We start from the raw sequence: 17,610 nt of genomic DNA, 5'->3' as shown, positions 1-17,610 counted from the left end.
AGAGTAACTATAAGAGCTTGTTTTTTCAGACACAAAAAAAGAAAAGTTGACAAAAAGATTAAGCTGCTTTATCATTTTTTCATGGAAAATAAAACTGATTTAATAAAAATCACCATTAGTGAACTCCTTCGTATTTCAACCCTTTACCAGAGAATAGAGGAGATGCCTATTCCGGTTGACAGTCAGACGGAGGTGTCAACCCGGGAAGCCCACACCATCCAGGCCATCGGCGAAAACCGGAAAATGAGCGTCACCCAGGTGGCCGATCACTTCGGTATCACCAAAAGCGGGGCCTCCCAGATGATCAAGAAGTTAACCCAAAAAGGGTTTCTTCTGAAGCGGCAGGCCACCCACAGCAACAAAGAATTTGAATTATCCCTCACCCCTTTGGGATGGAAGGCGTTCGAGGCGCATGAAAGGCATCACGGGGAAGATTATAATAAACTGATCAACGGATTGGAACCGTTCTCCATCTCGCAGATCGCCACGCTTTCCGTGCTGCTGGAATCCCTTGGCGCGATAATGGAAAACCGGATCTCCAAACGAGGAAAGACCGATAAGGATAAATAAATCCGCCATATTTTTTTGGCTTAACAGTTAAGTACCTTAACTTGATTTGTGAGGTAGAAATGAAACCATTTAAAGAACGTATTATTGATTTTTCAGTCAAACATTACAGGCTGGTCCTGATCTGCACCCTGTTGCTCCCTCTGGTTACCGGTGCCTTTTTCCCCCTGGTGAAAATAGATACGGATCCGGAAAACATGCTTGAAATAAATGAGCCTGCACGGGTGTTCCACAATGCGGCAAAGAAACGCTTTAGCCTCAGCGATACAGTGGTGCTGGGCGTGATCAACGAAAAAGACCCTGACGGGGTGTTCAATCCCAAGACCCTGAAGCGGATCTATGAGCTGACGGAATTTGCCAAAACACTCCGGTGGCCGGGTGAAAACAATTCCGGAAGGATGTCCGGCGTTATTGAGGTGGATATGATTGCCCCGTCCCTGGTGGATCATATGAGCCAGCAGGGACCCGGGACCATAAAGTTCGAGTGGCTGATGGAAAAACCGCCCGAGACCCGGGATAAAGCCCTTGAAATCAGGCAAAAGGCCCTTTCCAACCCCCTTCTCAAAGGCCAGATGATCTCAGAGGACGGCCGGGCAATCTGTATTTATCTGCCGCTGACAGATAAGCTGCTCAGCTACAGGGTGTACAAGGCGTTGCAGGAAAAGACCGGGACATTCACAGGGGATGATCAGTTCCATATTACAGGTCTTCCTGTGGCTGAGGGCGCCATCGGTGTTGAAATGTTCACTCAGATGAACACAGCCTCCCCCCTGGCCATGGCCGTGATCCTCGCGCTGCTTTTTTTGTTTTTCCGCAAATGGCGTATGGTCATTCTGCCCATGATCATTGCGACGGTTTCCATTGTTGCCGCCATGGGCCTGATGATTGCCGTTGGATTTCCGGTTCATATTCTAAGTTCCATGCTCCCCATTTTTCTCATGTCCATCGCCATGGTGGATTCCGTGCATGTCATGTCTGAATTTTTTGATGTCTACACCCGGGAAAAGGGGCGGGAAAAAACCGTGCGCCAGGTCATGTCCACCCTGTTTGTCCCCATGCTTTATACCTCTTTGACCACTGCGGCAGGGTTTCTCTCGCTGACCCTGGCCCCGATTCCACCTGCACGGGTTTTCGGACTTTTCCTCAGTATCGGGGTCATGATCGCCTGGATCGTGACCATATTTTTTGTTCCGGCCTATATCATGATAATGCCCGAAAAAGCCCTGGCAGATTTCGGCCTGTCCGCACAGGGCGGCAGGAAAAGCTGGCTGGTCCGTCCTCTCGCAGCCCTGGGCCGTTTTACCCACAGGCGCGCAAGGTCCATTCTTGTACTTCTGATTGCCGTGATCCTGGTATCGGCTTGGGGCATCAGCCAGATACGGATCAACGATAATTATGCCAAACGTTTTGACTTGAGCCATCCCATACGCCAGGCAGATATCGCTTTGAACACTCATTTCGGCGGGACCTATATGGCCTACCTGGTACTTGAAAGCCCCGGGCGGCCCAGCCCGGATGCGTCCGAAATTCAAAACCTGACCAGGGGGCTGGAGGAATTTGCCCTGACCATTGAAAACGAGTTTCCCCAGGCCCCGGGGCTTGCCAGGGACGTTGCCCATGCCCTGCCGGTTATCGCCGCCGGGTCCAGAGATTTTGAGGATTTTGTGGATAATGTGGCGCGTCATCTGAACAAAATGACTGCCGGCGTATCCGAAGATGCCGGCTTTACCCTGGGGGAACTCCAGGTCTTTTTCGGGCTGGAAAGGGAAAGGAGCAAGCCGTTCAAGCGCCCGGACGTGCTCTCCTATATGGCGGATCTCCAGTCCCATCTGCTGGAGACCGGTTTAATCGGCAAGGCGAGCTCTGTGGCGGATGTGGTCCGCAAGGTCAACCAGGAACTGACCGACGGCCGCCCTGAAAGCTTTGTCATTCCCCGGCGGTTCCAGAGTGTTTCCGAATGCTACCTGCAATACCAGCAGAGCCACAGGCCCAACGATCTATGGCACATGGTCACGCCGGACTATTCCCAGGCCAACATCTGGCTGCAGTTCCCCACCGGTGACAGCATCAACACAAAAGCAACCGTGGCCGAAGTCCGGTCCTATGTTGAAGCCAATCCCCTGCCAGCCTCGCTGACCTACCAATGGGCCGGCCTGCATTACATCAACCAGGTGCTTGAAGGCAAGCTGGTCTGGGGGTTTTTGAAATCCTTTGCCGGCAGCTTCCTGATTGTATTCATCATGATGTCATACCTGTTCCGTTCCCTGCTGTGGGGCGGGCTGTGCATGGTGCCCCTGACCATCACCCTGGGGGCCATCTACGGCATTACAGGTATCGTGGGCAAGGATTATGACCTGCCCATTGCGGTGCTCAGCGCCCTGTCCATTGGCATGGCCGTGGATTTTGCCATTCATTTTCTGGAACGTTCCAGAGCCAGTTACCGGGAAAAAGGGGCCTGGGACCAGGTGGTTGGCCATCTGTTCGGTGAGCCGGCCCGGGCCATCAGCCGGAATGTTCTGGTCATTGCCATCGGGTTCCTGCCCCTGCTGGTCGCTTCCCTTGTCCCCTACAAGACCACCGGCGTCATGCTTTTCATGATCCTGTCATGCTCGGGGCTCGTTACGCTTTTGGCGCTGCCCGCCATATTGACCACTGGTGAAAAAATTTTTTTCAAAAGGCTTTATCCCGGAAAAAAAACGGAGAGAGAAACCGAAAACAAAGAATGGGTTCAGACATCACAAGACAACAACGGTAAATCCCCGGGGCAGTTCGCTGGCCTGGGGATTTCAAAAAAAAAGGAGCAACAACAATGAAAGTAACGCTTACAGCCATTATATGTATTTTGCTGCCCGCTATCCTGTATGCAGGGGATGGTCCCCTGACCGCAGCTGAAATCGTAAGACGCGCCAATCATATGGCCCTTTACCAGGGCCAGGACACCAAAGGATCCGTTAAGATGGAGATCAAAGACAGCCAGGGCCGTATCCGGTGCCGGGCCTTTAACATCCTCCGGAAAAATGCTGACACCAAAGACCGGGACCAGCTCTATTTTACATATTTCCAGACACCGGCCGACGTACGAAAAATGGTGTTCATGGTGCACAAGCATGCCGCCCTTGACGTTGACGACGACCGCTGGCTCTATATGCCTAGCCTTGACCTGGTCAAGCGGATCGCAGCCGGGGACAAGCGGACCAGTTTTGTGGGATCTGATTTCCTCTATGAGGATATATCCGGCCGCAGCCCGGAAGAAGACCGGCACGAACTGGCCGGAGCAACGGACCGGTTTTATAAAATTAAAAGCGTCCCGAAAAATCCGGACAGTGTGGAATTTGAGTATTCGGTCTCCTTTATCGACAAACAGACCTTTATGCCCATGAAAATGGCGTATTACAAAAGGGGAGATCTTTGCGCCAGGGTGATCGAGGTGATGAAGCTTGAGAACATTGAAGCCCGGGAAGACAACCGCAAAGTCGTTTATCCCACGGCAGTCCTGACGGTGGCCAGGGATCTTGAGACCGGCAGCCAAACAACAATGGCCTTTTCCGGAATCCGGTACAATACCGGATTCGGCGCAGATCTGTTTACCGAGCGGTATTTGAGGAGGCCTCCCAGAGATGTCATGCGTTAAACAACGGATCCTTAGGGGATGCCTGTTGCTGGCCGGGGTCTTTTTTTCGTTTTCTTTTGCCTGCATGACCTGGGCCGGGGACAATTTCAAGGCGTTCTCCCCTGTGGAAATAAACGGATTTGTAGAATTGCGGGCCGGATGCCGCGTCCGGGACGACCCCCGGCAAAAGCAGGCGTCTGTAATGGAATCCCGGCTCCAGGCCGAATTGTTCACCTACGCCCCTTGGGCGGAATTTAAATACAAAGGAGACGTATGGGCGGACGGGATTACAGAGAAAGGGGAGTACGACACCCGGGAATCCTGGATGTTTGCAAGGCCGTCGGATGTCCTGGATGTAAAAATCGGCCGGCAGGTACTGACATGGGGCACCGGGGACCTGGTTTTTCTAAACGACCTTTTCCCCAAAGACTGGCAATCCTATTTCATCGGCCGGGACAGCGAATATCTCAAGGCCCCGTCCGACGCTTTAAAGGTCAGTTTTTTCACTTCATTTGCAAGTATTGACCTGGTTTATACGCCCCAGTTTGATCCGGACCGGTACATTACAGGAGAATATGTCTCTCACTGGAACGGCAGCGAACTTGCAGGGCGGGACAATTTGAGGGGGGCACAGGTTCCCGACCAGTGGTTCAAGGATGACGAGATTGCCCTTCGCCTGTACAAGAACATCCATAACTATGAGCTGGCACTATACGGATACCGCGGGTTCTGGAAACAGCCTGCCGGTCAGTCCGGTTCGGGCGAAGACCTTTTCCCGGAATTATCCGTATACGGATTCAGTGCCCGGGGCCGTGTGGGCCGGGGTATCGGAAACCTTGAATTCGCCTATTACAGGTCCGGCCAGGACTCTGACGGCACCAATCCGGCGATTGATAACTCAGAACTGCGGTATCTGGCCGGATACAATCAGGACCTGGCCAGGGATTTCAATGCCAGCCTCCAGTATTATGTGGAGCAGTTGCTCCACTATGACGCATATGAAAACAGCCTGATCCAGGGACCGGCCCGGGACCGGTTCCGGCACGTGATCACCTTGCAGCTGACCTGGCTTCTGATGAACCAGAACCTTGAATTGTCCCTGGCCTCCTATTTATGTCCCAGTGACCGGGATGCCTATCTCAGGCCCAGGGCAGAGTACAAATGGACGGATGATGTCATAGTGGAAGCCGGGGCCAATATATTTACAGGCAGGGAAATGCATACGTTTTTCGGCCAGTTTGAGGACAATACCAATGTGTACACGGCTGTCAGATTTAGTTTTTAGGTGGTGGATCAAAGTTGCGGATGCTCCATGAGAGGCTTGAATTAAAGGCGATTTCCGCAGGCTATCCACAGGTCTGGCCCAGTACCGAAAAAGGAGATTGAATGGGGCTGACAGATCAGAATAAATTGTTCAGTTTCAAACCATGCTGCAGCACCGGAACGGATTGTGATGACGGTTTCCAGGGCGGCCACCAGGAGATATGCATTCGCCCCGGTTTATGGATGAGCATGATCAATTTCTTTTCAGACACGCCGGTCTGCCTGGAATATGAAAAAAAATACCCGGTCATTGATTTCGGCTTTGTCATTTCAGGTGGTATCAAAAAACAGACTGTCTGCTCATCCGGTTGCGGCCCAAAGCAGATGCGTGTTAAAGACGGGAACAGCGGCGTCAGGATGGAAAACCGGCAAACCGGAATCTTTACCATCCCTGCAGAAGCAAAGCAGCAGATTTTGCATCTGCACATGACCCTGCCGTTTTTCCGCAGCCTGGTAAAACCGGGAGACACGGTCCTGCCTTTGGAGATGCAGGCAATCCTGAAAGGTGCGTCACAGGCCGAGTTTGTAGATATCAGGCCCATGACACCAGATATTCAGACTGTTGTGTACCAGCTTTTAAATACATCCAGCAATGCCTTTCCCTGGCCCCTTTACCTGGAAGGTAAAAGCCTGGAGCTGCTATGCCTGCACCTGGCCGCCCTGGGGCTTGACCACTGCCAGTCTCCCCAGGGGCAACTGTTAAGCCTGGATGAAAAACAAAACATATTAAAGGCAAGGGACCTGTTGGTTGCTGACCTGCAGTCGCCCCCGTCCATAGAGACGCTGTCAAAAATGACATGTATGACCCCGGCAAAACTTCAGGCCGGATTCAGACAGGCATATGGAAAAAGTGTGTTTGACTATTTCCGGGAATACCGGATGCAAAAGGCGATGCAGCTTCTGGATGAGACCCGGACCAATGTCAGCCAGACCGCATGGCAGGTGGGGTACACCAATGTCAGCCATTTCAGTGAAGCATTCAAAAAACGCTTTGGTATCCTTCCCAAGCAATATCTGAAAAACAGATCCGGATCAATTCAATAATATGATTCCCACTCGAACCAATCCAGAGGGATAAGGAAAAAAGGCCGACATAGATGATGTCATTTTTGCTGCAATGTCCAACAAGATATCGGCCAAAGAATCCCGACAAAACTTATGCGCCTGATCCAGAATTAACTTTGCCTGGGGGCTTTCCGGCAATGCCGGAGCAGAAAATAGCCTGAAAGATACATCAGGGGGCTTGCAAGGCCTAAGCCCAAGTATAGTCTGAAAAACCCCGTGATGTCGCACAGGGCTCCTGCCAGCGGGGCCATGGCCAAAATGAACATGTGGACCAGGCTGTTGAGTACGGCATTGTCTGTGGCGGACTGGGGACCGGTGCTCAGGGTCATGATGATGCTGAATAGCATGACCCCCATGGCACCGGAGATAAATTTTTCTCCGCCCACCAGGAAGCCCACCATCATGGGGTCGGGGACGGGAAGTTGAAAAATTAAAGCCGAATAAAGGCAAAGCGCACCGGCGCCCAGGCAGACCACCATAAAGTGGCGGCTGGCCCCGGCCCGGTAGTAAAGGGCGGCACCGGCCACTGCCCCTAAAACAGACGCCGCTGATCCATACCAGAGCATGACCCGGCCGAGGCTGGCCGGGTCATAGCCTTTGTCCACCAGCATGGGCAGACGCGACTGGGCCGCGCCCTGGTCCATGAGGATGGCAATCAGGCTGAACAGGATAAACCAGCGCACCTGGGCCCGGGAAATGCATGCCCGGACACTGGGACGGTGATATGCCGGACCAGGCTGTGTCAGGGCTTCGGGGAACACCGGTACCATCTCCTTATGCAGGAGCACAGGGAGCATCATGATGATCTGGCAAACGACCATAATTCTCACGGTTGACTGCCATCCTAATCGCTGGTAGCAGATCAAGAAAACACCTGCCCCCAGCATGTATCCCACCATATAGCCCACGGTCTGGATCATGTTGCCCCAGGGCCGTTCTCCGGGCAGAAGAATATCCGTGGCATATCCGTCCATTGCAATGTCCATGGTGGCGGAAACCAGGTTCAGGATGAAAATGGCTGCCAGAACCAGGGGGAGTCCGGATTGGGGGTCTGCCATGGAAAGCATCCACTGCAACAGGACAAACAGGATAAGTAATGGCACAATCCAGGTTTTGCGCCGTCCTAAAACCGGACTGTAAATTCTGTCTATCCAGGTCGCATAGGTAAATTTCAATGCCCAGGGGCTGTAGATCAGGGCAGTCATGCCGATGGTGCCAAGGCTCACCCCACGGGTCCGCAACAGAATGGGGATAAGGGTCCAGGTAAAGCACAGAAAAATTTTCTGGAGCAGGAACATGAGAAACAACAGGGCCATTTTTTTCATTTTGGATCCGCCCTGTTAAAATGTCACGGCCAGGGTCACGCCAAAGCAGCGGGGCGGGCCGTCATGGCCGACAATGGTATTGGAAAACGGGGTGAGAAATGTCTGGTACTCTTCATCAAACAGGTTTTCACCCCACACGGAAATATCCAGTTTTTTCCAGTGATACCCCAAGCGCAGGTTCACGATTTCATAGCCATCCTGCTTTGCCTGGTTGGCGGCATCCCCGTAGAATTCGCCTGTTCCCAGAAAATCCACCCGGCCGTAAATTCCCATGGGGGACCGGTATTGCACACCTAAATTGTAGGTGTATTTTGGGGCGTAGGTCAGGTAGTTGTCTGAGTAATCCTTTTGAACCAGTTGGTTGTTTTCATTGACCATGGCATTGAACTCGTCGAATTTGGCCTCGTTGAACCCCAGTCCGGCAAACAGGGAAAGGCCTTGGGCTGGCCGTGCCTCAACCGTGAGTTCAACCCCGGTGGAGTGGGCTTCGGCAGCATTGGAGATGTTCAGTATGGCCAGGGTAGGGTGCATCTGGGACACCTGTTTGTCATCTATCTTGATGTAAAAGGCGGACAGGTTGAGCAGAAACCGGTTGTCAAACCAGGTGGATTTCACGCCTGCCTCATAATTTAGGGTGTATTCAGGATCATAGCTAAACGTCTCTTTTGTGCCGGTGTTGCCCCAGTCAAACCCGCCCGGCATATATCCTCTGGCCACGGAGACATAGGCCATGATATTTTCGGTGACATCATAGTCCAGCACGCCTTTAGGCAGAAATTCACAATCGTCTATGGTGTCGCTGTATGACTTGCCCTGCACGGCATCGGACAGATCCCCCTTGCTAGTCTGGTAATCCAGGCGCAATCCTAAAGTCGCGTGAAACTTGTCTGTCAGCTGGACCCGGCCCTGGCCGAAAATGGCGGCACCGTCCGTTTCCACATCCGTTATCGGGTTCATGTACACCATGTTTGCGGACACAATTTCATACTTGTAGTTAAAGGTAGAATCCTCATGAAAGGCAAACATCCCGCCCAGCCATTCAAAGGGGCCGCCCGTGGTGGAAAAGATCCTCAGTTCCTGGCTGTACCGTGTGCTGTCAATGGTGGTCGGGTTGATTTTTTCATTGGCCGGGTTATCCCAAAGATCGCAGTCATTGACCTTGTCCAGGGTCTGGTCCTGGATGCTTGATACGGACAAAACGGTGAACTTAGGCGCGTCATAGGTGATACGCAGGGCTTGGTCCGACCATTTCTGGTTCAGGTAGGCATCGCAGTCGGACCGGATCTTATTTCGATCCGTGGCAAAATCCCCGGCCATGGGCCGTCCCGTTGCCCCGTGGTCTTCATTATCTGCCCCGTCCACGGTCAGTGAAATGTCCCAGGCGTCCTGGGGGGGTCCATCTTAGGGTAAACCGGCCAGCCAGGTGTTCCTGGTCTGCGGCCTTGTCATCCCCGTTTGACAGGTTTTCCAGGTACCCGTCCGTGGTTTTGTACTGGAAAGCACCGCCTATAAACAAAGTATTCTCAATCACCGGTGTCATCAGGCTTACACCGGTTTTAAAGGTATCGTATTCCGCGTATTCCGAAATCACCCGGCCCTCAAAATAAGGTCCCGGTTGCCGTGTGACGATTTTGATGACACCGGATTCGGAATTGCTGCCGTACAGGGTGCTCTGGGGGCCTTTGAGAATTTCGGCCCGTTCAATGTCAAACAGGTCAAAATTCTGCATATAGTGCAAGGGATAGCTCACATCATCCACATACACACCTGCCGGGGAATAGGTACATCCCCTGAACGGGGAAACACCCCGGATCACCACAATATGCTCGCAAGAACGTTCCATCATGCTGACATTGGAACTGAAATTCACAAGATCCGGGATCTTGTCCATGCCTGCCGTTTCCATGGTTTCACCGGAGAACACATCCATGCTGATGGGCACATCCCGGGAATTTTCCTGCCTTTTCTGGGCCGTTACAACCACATCATCCAGTTCAAATGTGTCTGAATTCTCTTTTTCCTGGCTAAAACATACAGCCGCCCACATTATGACAAGCAATCCTGTAATCAGTGCAATTTTTCTCATCACAATTTTTTTCATCTTAGATCCGTTTCTTTTCTGGTTGGGGTTTAAACACAAAAAAAGCCATAAAGATTTCACAGACGTTCCTGCGTCTGTAAGCCTTCATGGCTGATTCCTTGACAGACTTGTTCCCGGTCTCTTTGTGAACACAAAGCGCACCAGGGAAAAATGTTTTTAAAGGGTAATGGCTGTTATCGTTAAATTAAAAGGGAAAAGAAAACCAGCGCGGGTTTTGCGCAACACCTTCGTGGTGTTATTGGTGGCTTGGGCAAAACCTTTGGACCGGCCTTAAAAAAATTCCCGGCCGATTCCCCGGCCGTCTACGCCGGAAATCAGGGCTCCTGCACAGGTGAGGCAGTATCCTTTTTTATCGCCTTCCAAAACGGTTTTTGTGCCCATGACTGTCTCGCCGCATCCCGGGCAGACAAGGCTTGGGACAATGGGGGCATAAGGCGGCAAAACCGCCTTAACGGATGCCGCCTTAAAATAGGTGTCAAAGGGCCGGTCAATCAGGGCGAATGCCGCCTGCCTGCCCTTTTCCCGAAATGCTTTTTCCTCTTCAGGGCTGCCTTGCCTTGCCATGATCACCTTTTCCATGAGGAGAAAAAATTCCGGCTGAACCTCGTCCACATGCTCCCGTATCCGGCCTTTGATACTAACCCGGACCGCGTTTTGCCCGTCCCTTCGGGCAAAGGTTACGGCCATCTTGCCAAGATCCCGGAAGACCAGAGCGTTGTTGCCCAGGGTGCATCCGGACACGGCCTGTACTCCGTCGGCAAAACAGGCGTTAATCTCCACTATGGCCATGAGATCTTCCATTCCCTGGGATGTATCCCCGCCCAGGGTTTCAAGGCCCATGAGCGTGGCCATGACGCCAAAAGCGCTTCCCGGGCAGTAGTGGCCGTGAATTTCAGCGGTTTTCACCAGACAGGAGGCAACGTCCCTGTCCCGGATGGCCCGGTTAAATCCGGCCCTGGGATTTGCCTTTAACTGTTCCATTTCTTCGGAATTCATATGTTGTTCTCCTTTGAGGGTTACGGGTTCACGATTTTAATAATCTGCGCCATCCACGCAGGAATCCTCGTCTCTTCTTTGGGGTGGAATTTTTCAACATAGGGTTTGATATCCAAAACGGGGCTTTGGTCCACGGCATCCAGCCCGGTCACCGTAAGAACGTTGTCTTCACAAGCCCAAAGCTTTACTACCGTGGTCAAAATGGGGTTGGGCCTGACCGGGCTTGCCGTGCAGAAAATCCCTACCTTGGGGATTTGTTTTCTGCCCATGGGATGAACCATGGTAATTGTCCGGTTTTCTTTGGCCACCAGGTGGGCCCAGTATAGAACCACCAGGTGGGAATACGCTTCAATGCCGGTGAGAAGGTTTACAAATTCCGGCCGGATTACAATCCTGGAGCGCCTTGTTTTGGTTTTCCGGACTTCCTGCATGACTTTTTCCATATCTCCCTGCATGGAGATGCCGGTCTTATCAGATTTGAGAAAAGGAGTTTTGACCTCGTTGGTGATTATGCCCACGGGAAAAAGGGCCATGTCCGGATCTGTTTTCATGTATTTTCCTTTTATGTTTTGTTAGAACCGCGTCCGGGCCGCCCGGTTGTTATCATCTTCCACAGCTGTTTGACGACCGTACGCCGGACATCAGCTTCCGGTTAAGGCCTTACGCATTATGATATCTTCCCCCAGAGTCTAATTTCCAGACTGTTCAGCCCGGAATACAAATCCAAATAACGAAAATAGCCTGCACATTGGTTTCATTCTACCCCGGGCAAATTTATTTTTACCCGGTGCGGATTCGAAGCCTGGCCGGTCGCAGACCTTCGGACTTTTCCCTATGAATCTTCCACAAAACAAATGCTGCCCTGACAATCCTTATGTTTATGTTTGTAAGGCAGAACCAGGATTCGGCGTCTGGCCCCATGGCTTTTAAAAGTTTATGAACAAAATGCAAAAAGAGTATTGCCATAAAAAATCTTGACTTTTAAATTCCGCTTGGGTAGGAAGTTGGAAATTATAGTTAAATACATTAACTATAAGGAATGTATTGAAATAATAATGAATACCACCAGTAAACTGGTGGGTTCATGAGGTACCCCTAAAAAAAAAGGGGGGGCTCAGAGCAACTACCTTTTTAGTTTATGGTTTTATATCGTGGTTGATCCGAATGTAATGGTTTCGTTGGTCCATTGAGGATATCCTTTAGATCCAGAGACATAAAATTTGGAATTTATATGAAAGTTTAATGCACTCCATAAATATTAAAACAGAGCTATGCACTTGAGTCCCATTGATTCATGTTAACTATATGAATTTTAAGCGATTTGTTGTCCTATACAGAATGCTGATAAAAATACATAAAATTTTTATAAAATCAAATAGTTAACTTGATAGTATAGGAATTTCCATTTTGGGAATAATAAAGCCCGCCCAAAGGGCACTAAGCTCAATTTTATTAAGTATAGCACAATTTTTACATCTTTATCCCCAAAGAAGAGTATGAAATGGTTGAAATGAAGCCATTAAGACCGAGCAATCATGGTATTTATCGTCGCCCAGACCTATTTCAAAACAGCATTCAATAACAAAAGTATTGTGGAGGGGGCATTTCAAATTCTCTCGACGGACTACATCTATCCCCTTAAATGTCAAATCATTTAAAAAGCGCTGAAAACGATAAATTTACATTCCATAATCTTCACCATAAAAACGCTGGAAATTTTTATTAAATTTTATCCAGTTATAATTATGTTGTTTTTGTTCACGGATGTAAATCTTCCAAGCTTCTTTTTCTTTGGCGGATTTGAGTTTTTTCACCGGTTCAAATTTATACGGCTTTTCAATTGTATAACCGCCTTGGGATGGTTCAAATCCCCCTAAAATTTTCAGTCTTCTATCATTGCCCCATCGCAAGCTTTCAGGCTCTCGTCTATAAGAGCGTGCATCAAACGACAAAATATCCTCAACTTGTCCTGTTCCGTGATATGCCAAACGGCATTTGGACAATTTGCGCAAATTGTTTTTGGAGAACGGCTCAGGTTGGCTAAAACCGGGCTGCTTAAAGATGCTTGAGTTTCGTTGTCTTCCGGTGTTTCTATTACCGGGCTGTCCTGTGTTTCTTCCATTGTTCATATCTCCTTTTTTTTGGCGTTCAAGGATAACGCCGTTTTGGGCAATTCGCATACCGGTCTTAGAAAAAGGGATGCTTGAATTTTTTTTTGTCTTACCGCCTATATCCGTTAAAACATAACCTGCTCCCCGTGGCCTGACTTCAAGACCGATCCTGGCCAGTTCCCTATGGAAGTCTTGCCAGGTGTTAGATTTAATTGCCGCCTGGGCGATAAACTCTTTTGATTCTAAAACAAAAGTCTCAAAGGATTTTAGCCCGGTTTTAGTTTCAAAATCTTTGGCTTTGGCGTTTTCCCGTTTGGGCTCCCGTTGAAAAAATTCTTTGACGTCATAATCCCCGGCTGATTTTTCATAAGAACCCAACCGGTCCTGAAGTTTTTTCTTGGACAAATTTTTATCAAAATCGCTTAATTTTATATGATGAGCATCTTTTTGTTTGTGGCCGATTGCAGCCAGAATACTGCCATTCCCGCGCATTTTCACAGTTAAGCCGTAAACGGCAAGTTCTTTGTGCAAGGACTGCCAATCCCGGGCATTGTCAAAGGCGTGTTTTACATCTGATTGCCGCTGCTTCACGTATTCGCTAAATTGCTGCTCAACACCGACATCAACCTTGAGCTTATATTTTTCCTCCAGGAGCCGGCACGTTTTATCCCGTTTATAATAATCGTAGAAAGGATCATGCCGGGTGTATTTTTCCTTGTGAATCATATTGTATGCAACGTGCATATGGGGATTGTCTGTATTGATGTGTATTCCGCAGAGCCGTTGGTGGCCTTCAAAACCTAAGGCGGCCGCAAATTCTTTTTCAATGTTTTTAAAATCTTCCAGAGAAAGCTTCTTGAAATCTTCAGGATGAAAACTGACTACCATATGATAGGTTTTTTCTTTTTTCGTCCGGATATTCATTGCCTGGGTGGCTTTAATTTCATCAATGGCCAGATCATAATCCTGCCCGGCATAACAGCCGGCTGTCCATTTTGCAAAGAGCTTTTCTCTTTCATGGCCGGCGCCTATATATGCCCCTAAACGTTTTATGTTGTCGTTTTGCGGTTCGCACTGGATACGTTTTGATATCATGGCATTAAACTGTGATGATGGTACTTATCCATCAAAAATGTTGGTGTGGCCTGAATATATGGAAGAAAACAGAGCTGCAACTTTATACCATATCCCGAATTTTAGAAATGACCGGCCTGAGCTGTCGCTGCCTGTCTTCAATGTCATGCAGCACCTTTCGTATTTCGCCAGGAGGCACATTTTTAAACCCCTGGGCAAGATAGTATTTAAACAGCCCTCCAAGTCTGCCAAGGTCAGCGTTCACTTTGAGCGCAGATAAAAAAGCTTCCTGGTCAAGCTTTGATTCTATCTTTTGGCCGGTTAAAATCCGGCGGATATATTCAGAGACAGAAAAGCCCGTCTGTTTGGCAAGAAGTTTGATTTGGCTATATTCTTTTTGCGTCACATAAGATTTGAGGGTTATTTCCCGTTTGTCTTTTTTCATTGCTCCCCTGCGTTTTTTATACCATCAGGAATAACGGTTTTTGCGGGCACCATTATTCCTGATGGTGTTACCTGGTTAATTGGCCCATTCCCAATGCTTTTGTGATATTGCCTCAGCTATCTGGGCTTGTTCGTTTCTTGACTTGGCATAAATCACATAATATTCATTGCCGTCGTCATCTTTGACCTTACGGCCTAAATTGGAACCGATATAAACTGGTCGGGATTGTGAATATTGTGAGTAGGCGGTGTATTGATTACTGTTAATGGCGGCATAATACTTTAAACAATATGCCGGTAATTCAGGATCAACTGCCATTACCGTATAACCGGAAGACTGATCAGAAATAGAGCTAAAATTTCGTCCCGTTGAAATAACCACTTTGACAAGATTTTTATTTAACTGTTCAACAGTGCAGGACGAACAATTGTAATCAACCAGGACGTTAATCAAGCTGGGCATTCCTTCTGCATTTGAATCAGGGCATTTTTTCAAAAAAGATTTCCGGGCGTCCCTGGTGTCGGATAATTTCTTTTTTTTGATGCTGAAAAAATAATTTAAAGCAGGGTCACATTCGTCCGGCCTGTCTCCCGAAGACAAACATAAGATGGATTCACAAGCCAATTTTTGTTCATTTGTTAATTCATCATCTGCCCATGACAGAGACGTTTCTCCTAAGAAAACTATCCAAAAAAGAAAAATCGTAATTATTGCTGAAAACTTTTTCATTTTAAAATCCTTAATTTTTGTGTTTCCGATTGAAATCCATAATCATTTCCTATTTCGGCGATATCCTCTATTTTTCGGCCTTCTTTGGTTCGTTTGATAAAAATCACCAGATCAACAGCCTCTTGGATTAAATCATCCATAGGATTCGGCACCACTTCGGCAATCAGCTGCTGCAGCCGGACCAGTCCTCCGGCACAGGAATTTGCATGGACGGTGCACACCCCACCCGGGTGACCGGTATTCCACGCCTTTAAAAGGTCCAGGGCTTCACCGCCCCTTACTTCACCCACAACGATTCTATCCGGTCGAAGCCGCATGGTGGCTTTAAGAAGATGCTGCATATTGGTATTCCGGTTTGTACGCAGCATCACCTTATTTTTTGAAAGGCACTGCAGTTCGCTGGTGTCTTCGATAATGACAAGCCGTTCATCACCGGCAATCTTTGCCAATTCTGCCAGAATCGCATTTGTCAGGGTGGTTTTGCCGGAACCCGTTCCGCCCACCACCAGGATGTTTTTTTTGTTTGTAATGGCATCGCAGATAATTTGCTGCTGATCCGGAGACATGATTCCGGACCGCACGTAATTATCCAGGGTAAAGATATTGATCGCCTTTTTGCGTATCGTGAACGTGGGATTGGCCACAACCGGAGGAAACAACCCTTCGAACCTGCTGCCGTCCAGGGGCAGCTCCCCTTCAACAACGGGAGAATCCTTTGTCACGACGGCGCCGAGCATGGACGCAACCTGGCTCAGTATTCCGGAGGCGGATGATGCAGGAATAGCGGACACTTCCACCATTCCTTTGTCAAACGTATCGAGCCATAATTTGCCGTCAGGGTTGAGCATGACCTCAATCACGTTATCATCATCCAGGGCCTGGGTAACAATGGGGCCTAAATTATGCTTCAAACTGTCCAAAACAACGCTCATTTCCATTCCTTTCCGATATCCTTAAAAAACCAAAAGAGGGGTGATCGTATCAACTATTGAAGATTGAGGTACAAACCCGAGATACCGGCTATCCAACGAGTATTTGGTGTCGCCGATTACAACGAATTGCGCAGAAGGCACGATGCCTGTTTTAGGGTAAAAAGGCGTCATAGCCCGGCCTTTGCTGTCTGTATCCGAGGCCGGGGGCAATTGGTATGCCTGCCCTGGCAAAGCAGCCACACGTTTCATCAAAGGGATATTTTTAACGTACTTTAATACAAGAGACTGTTGTGAATCAGTGGGATGAAAGACCACATAAGAGCCGTTGCCAATTGCCCGGGAGGTTTTTAAATATATACCTCGGGGCAGGCTCGCGGAAACATTGATATAACAATATTGAGATACAAAAAAACAGACCCCAAACAAAAGACTGCAGGGCAGCAAAATTTTATATTTCATTTTTCGAGACCTCTTTGAGCTTGAAAATCTCTATGTGATCGGGCGGCGAGATCTTAACCCGCTTTTGGAAAACAGGATCTAAGAAATACAGGATCTGCTGACCGTATACCGTGTTGTACCCGGCAACGAATATGAGCATATCACCGGGGGTTTTGATGCCCCCTTTTTCGTCTTTGACCGGGCCTTTCAGCCTCATGCATTCATCCGGTGTAAGCAGCGGTCTTGCCACTTCACTGACGGATACTGAGGCATTGCCCATGCCGCCTAAGCGTTTTCCGGAAACACTGGTCTTTTTATCCACCACGGTGGTTTTCCCGGTCATATCCGACAGCAGTTTTGCGGTTTCTATCTTGTTGGGTGCATATGCAATCCTGACATGGCAGTTTGATGTAATTGATTCATCCCGGGTATAGGCCTCCTGCAATTGGGATAGATCCTGGACAATGATATAAGCCTTCACACCGTAACCGGCCATAAACGCCAGGGCCTTTTGCATGATTTCCAATTTGCCCAGACTGGTAAACTCGTCCAGCATGAGCAAGAGTCTGTGTTTATAGCCGACTACGGCCTGCCCGTTTTCAAACTCCATTTTCTGAGTGAATTTTCTTAACCTATTTTTTCGAAAAAAAACGACAAAACGCCCATTATTCCTTAGTTTTTATGGCCCTACGTAAAGTAGCTTACTATAATTTCAGCACGTTACGTAGAGATTTTTTAATCATGGCGAATGTAGTGCCATAAAATTAAATAATTGTTGATTTTCTATTGTAACTGTGCGCATAATCAGCTCCATGTATATACGAAGGACGACTATCAAAAGCCGGAAAGACGGCACACAATATTATACCTACAGGCTGGTTGAGTCTGAACGCA

General features: G+C 48.9%; 16 protein-coding genes. 5 read left to right on the top strand and 11 right to left on the bottom strand.

Translation table 11 applies throughout. The features are described 5' to 3' along the window. Positions 1-81: 81 nt before the first annotated feature. The 5 genes from B147_RS0123070 (at position 82) to B147_RS0123050 (ending at position 6,544) form a co-directional block, all read left to right on the top strand. Positions 82-570, top strand: a complete 489-nt coding sequence (locus tag B147_RS0123070; RefSeq protein ID WP_020589569.1) for a MarR family winged helix-turn-helix transcriptional regulator — start codon at positions 82-84, stop codon at positions 568-570. A 59-nt stretch (positions 571-629) separates the two neighbouring features. Next, positions 630-3,380, top strand: a complete 2,751-nt coding sequence (locus tag B147_RS0123065; RefSeq protein WP_020589568.1) for an efflux RND transporter permease subunit — start codon at positions 630-632, stop codon at positions 3,378-3,380. Next, entirely contained in the window at positions 3,377-4,198 is an 822-nt protein-coding gene (locus tag B147_RS0123060) for an outer membrane lipoprotein-sorting protein (RefSeq protein ID WP_020589567.1), read from the top strand. Before B147_RS0123065 ends, B147_RS0123060 begins: the two co-directional genes overlap by 4 nt. Further along, complete coding sequence (locus B147_RS0123055) at positions 4,185-5,462, top strand: hypothetical protein (protein WP_020589566.1); 1,278 nt, start codon at positions 4,185-4,187, stop codon at positions 5,460-5,462. The genes B147_RS0123060 and B147_RS0123055 overlap by 14 nt, the downstream gene beginning before the upstream one ends. A gap of 101 nt (positions 5,463-5,563) precedes the next feature. Next, a complete protein-coding gene (locus tag B147_RS0123050; protein ID WP_020589565.1) occupies positions 5,564-6,544 on the top strand; it encodes a helix-turn-helix domain-containing protein in 981 nt (326 codons plus the stop codon). Positions 6,545-6,675: 131 nt separating this feature from the next. On the opposite strand, the gene B147_RS0123045 is transcribed toward B147_RS0123050, so the two are convergent. From B147_RS0123045 to B147_RS0122985, 11 genes are all read right to left on the bottom strand, one after another. After that, a complete protein-coding gene (locus B147_RS0123045) occupies positions 6,676-7,890 on the bottom strand; it encodes an MFS transporter (protein ID WP_020589564.1) in 1,215 nt (404 codons plus the stop codon). A gap of 15 nt (positions 7,891-7,905) precedes the next feature. Next, positions 7,906-9,252: a TonB-dependent receptor gene (locus B147_RS0123040; RefSeq protein WP_026259789.1), complete on the bottom strand. Its 1,347-nt coding sequence runs from the start codon at positions 9,250-9,252 to the stop codon at positions 7,906-7,908. Further along, positions 9,236-9,991, bottom strand: a complete 756-nt coding sequence (locus B147_RS0123035; protein ID WP_026259788.1) for a TonB-dependent receptor plug domain-containing protein — start codon at positions 9,989-9,991, stop codon at positions 9,236-9,238. Before B147_RS0123035 ends, B147_RS0123040 begins: the two co-directional genes overlap by 17 nt. Positions 9,992-10,261: 270 nt before the next feature. Then, complete coding sequence (locus B147_RS0123025; protein ID WP_020589563.1) at positions 10,262-10,987, bottom strand: FmdE family protein; 726 nt, start codon at positions 10,985-10,987, stop codon at positions 10,262-10,264. A 20-nt stretch (positions 10,988-11,007) separates the two neighbouring features. Further along, positions 11,008-11,538: a tRNA (N6-threonylcarbamoyladenosine(37)-N6)-methyltransferase TrmO gene (gene tsaA, locus B147_RS0123020; protein ID WP_020589562.1), complete on the bottom strand. Its 531-nt coding sequence runs from the start codon at positions 11,536-11,538 to the stop codon at positions 11,008-11,010. 1,128 nt (positions 11,539-12,666) lie between these two features. Beyond that, complete coding sequence (locus tag B147_RS30695) at positions 12,667-14,193, bottom strand: relaxase/mobilization nuclease domain-containing protein (protein WP_020589560.1); 1,527 nt, start codon at positions 14,191-14,193, stop codon at positions 12,667-12,669. Positions 14,194-14,275: 82 nt separating this feature from the next. After that, positions 14,276-14,617, bottom strand: coding sequence for a plasmid mobilization protein (locus B147_RS0123005; RefSeq protein ID WP_020589559.1), 342 nt, complete (start codon positions 14,615-14,617; stop codon positions 14,276-14,278). 75 nt (positions 14,618-14,692) lie between these two features. Further along, on the bottom strand, positions 14,693-15,346 hold the full coding sequence (locus B147_RS30690) for a TrbM/KikA/MpfK family conjugal transfer protein (RefSeq protein ID WP_020589558.1): 654 nt from the start codon (positions 15,344-15,346) through the stop codon (positions 14,693-14,695). Continuing rightward, positions 15,343-16,278 (bottom strand): P-type conjugative transfer ATPase TrbB, encoded by a 936-nt coding sequence (gene trbB / locus B147_RS29310; RefSeq protein WP_020589557.1) that lies wholly within the window; start codon positions 16,276-16,278, stop codon positions 15,343-15,345. Before trbB ends, B147_RS30690 begins: the two co-directional genes overlap by 4 nt. 21 nt (positions 16,279-16,299) lie before the next feature. Next, entirely contained in the window at positions 16,300-16,737 is a 438-nt protein-coding gene (locus tag B147_RS0122990; protein WP_020589556.1) for a S26 family signal peptidase, read from the bottom strand. Continuing rightward, entirely contained in the window at positions 16,727-17,326 is a 600-nt protein-coding gene (locus B147_RS0122985) for a type IV secretory system conjugative DNA transfer family protein (protein ID WP_020589555.1), read from the bottom strand. The genes B147_RS0122990 and B147_RS0122985 overlap by 11 nt, the downstream gene beginning before the upstream one ends. Between the last annotated feature and the right edge of the window lie 284 nt (positions 17,327-17,610).

Origin of the sequence: Desulfobacter curvatus DSM 3379 (genome assembly GCF_000373985.1) — a bacterium.
GTDB classification, from domain to species: domain Bacteria; phylum Desulfobacterota; class Desulfobacteria; order Desulfobacterales; family Desulfobacteraceae; genus Desulfobacter; species Desulfobacter curvatus.
This window is presented reverse-complemented; position numbering and strand designations above follow the sequence as displayed.

What these genes read in the sequence shown, in the direction of transcription:
- B147_RS0123025 (WP_020589563.1), bottom strand. Translation starts at nt 10,987, where the DNA reads ATGAATTCCGAAGAAATGGAACAGTTAAAGGCAAATCCCAGGGCCGGA.
- B147_RS0122985 (WP_020589555.1), bottom strand. Translation starts at nt 17,326, where the DNA reads ATGGAGTTTGAAAACGGGCAGGCCGTAGTCGGCTATAAACACAGACTC.
- B147_RS0123070 (WP_020589569.1), top strand. Translation starts at nt 82, where the DNA reads ATGGAAAATAAAACTGATTTAATAAAAATCACCATTAGTGAACTCCTT.
- B147_RS0122990 (WP_020589556.1), bottom strand. Translation starts at nt 16,737, where the DNA reads ATGAAATATAAAATTTTGCTGCCCTGCAGTCTTTTGTTTGGGGTCTGT.
- B147_RS0123005 (WP_020589559.1), bottom strand. Translation starts at nt 14,617, where the DNA reads ATGAAAAAAGACAAACGGGAAATAACCCTCAAATCTTATGTGACGCAA.
- B147_RS0123065 (WP_020589568.1), top strand. Translation starts at nt 630, where the DNA reads ATGAAACCATTTAAAGAACGTATTATTGATTTTTCAGTCAAACATTAC.
- B147_RS0123060 (WP_020589567.1), top strand. Translation starts at nt 3,377, where the DNA reads ATGAAAGTAACGCTTACAGCCATTATATGTATTTTGCTGCCCGCTATC.
- B147_RS0123045 (WP_020589564.1), bottom strand. Translation starts at nt 7,890, where the DNA reads ATGAAAAAAATGGCCCTGTTGTTTCTCATGTTCCTGCTCCAGAAAATT.
- B147_RS0123035 (WP_026259788.1), bottom strand. Translation starts at nt 9,991, where the DNA reads ATGAAAAAAATTGTGATGAGAAAAATTGCACTGATTACAGGATTGCTT.
- trbB (WP_020589557.1), bottom strand. Translation starts at nt 16,278, where the DNA reads ATGAGCGTTGTTTTGGACAGTTTGAAGCATAATTTAGGCCCCATTGTT.
- tsaA (WP_020589562.1), bottom strand. Translation starts at nt 11,538, where the DNA reads ATGAAAACAGATCCGGACATGGCCCTTTTTCCCGTGGGCATAATCACC.
- B147_RS30695 (WP_020589560.1), bottom strand. Translation starts at nt 14,193, where the DNA reads ATGATATCAAAACGTATCCAGTGCGAACCGCAAAACGACAACATAAAA.
- B147_RS30690 (WP_020589558.1), bottom strand. Translation starts at nt 15,346, where the DNA reads ATGAAAAAGTTTTCAGCAATAATTACGATTTTTCTTTTTTGGATAGTT.
- B147_RS0123050 (WP_020589565.1), top strand. Translation starts at nt 5,564, where the DNA reads ATGGGGCTGACAGATCAGAATAAATTGTTCAGTTTCAAACCATGCTGC.
- B147_RS0123055 (WP_020589566.1), top strand. Translation starts at nt 4,185, where the DNA reads ATGTCATGCGTTAAACAACGGATCCTTAGGGGATGCCTGTTGCTGGCC.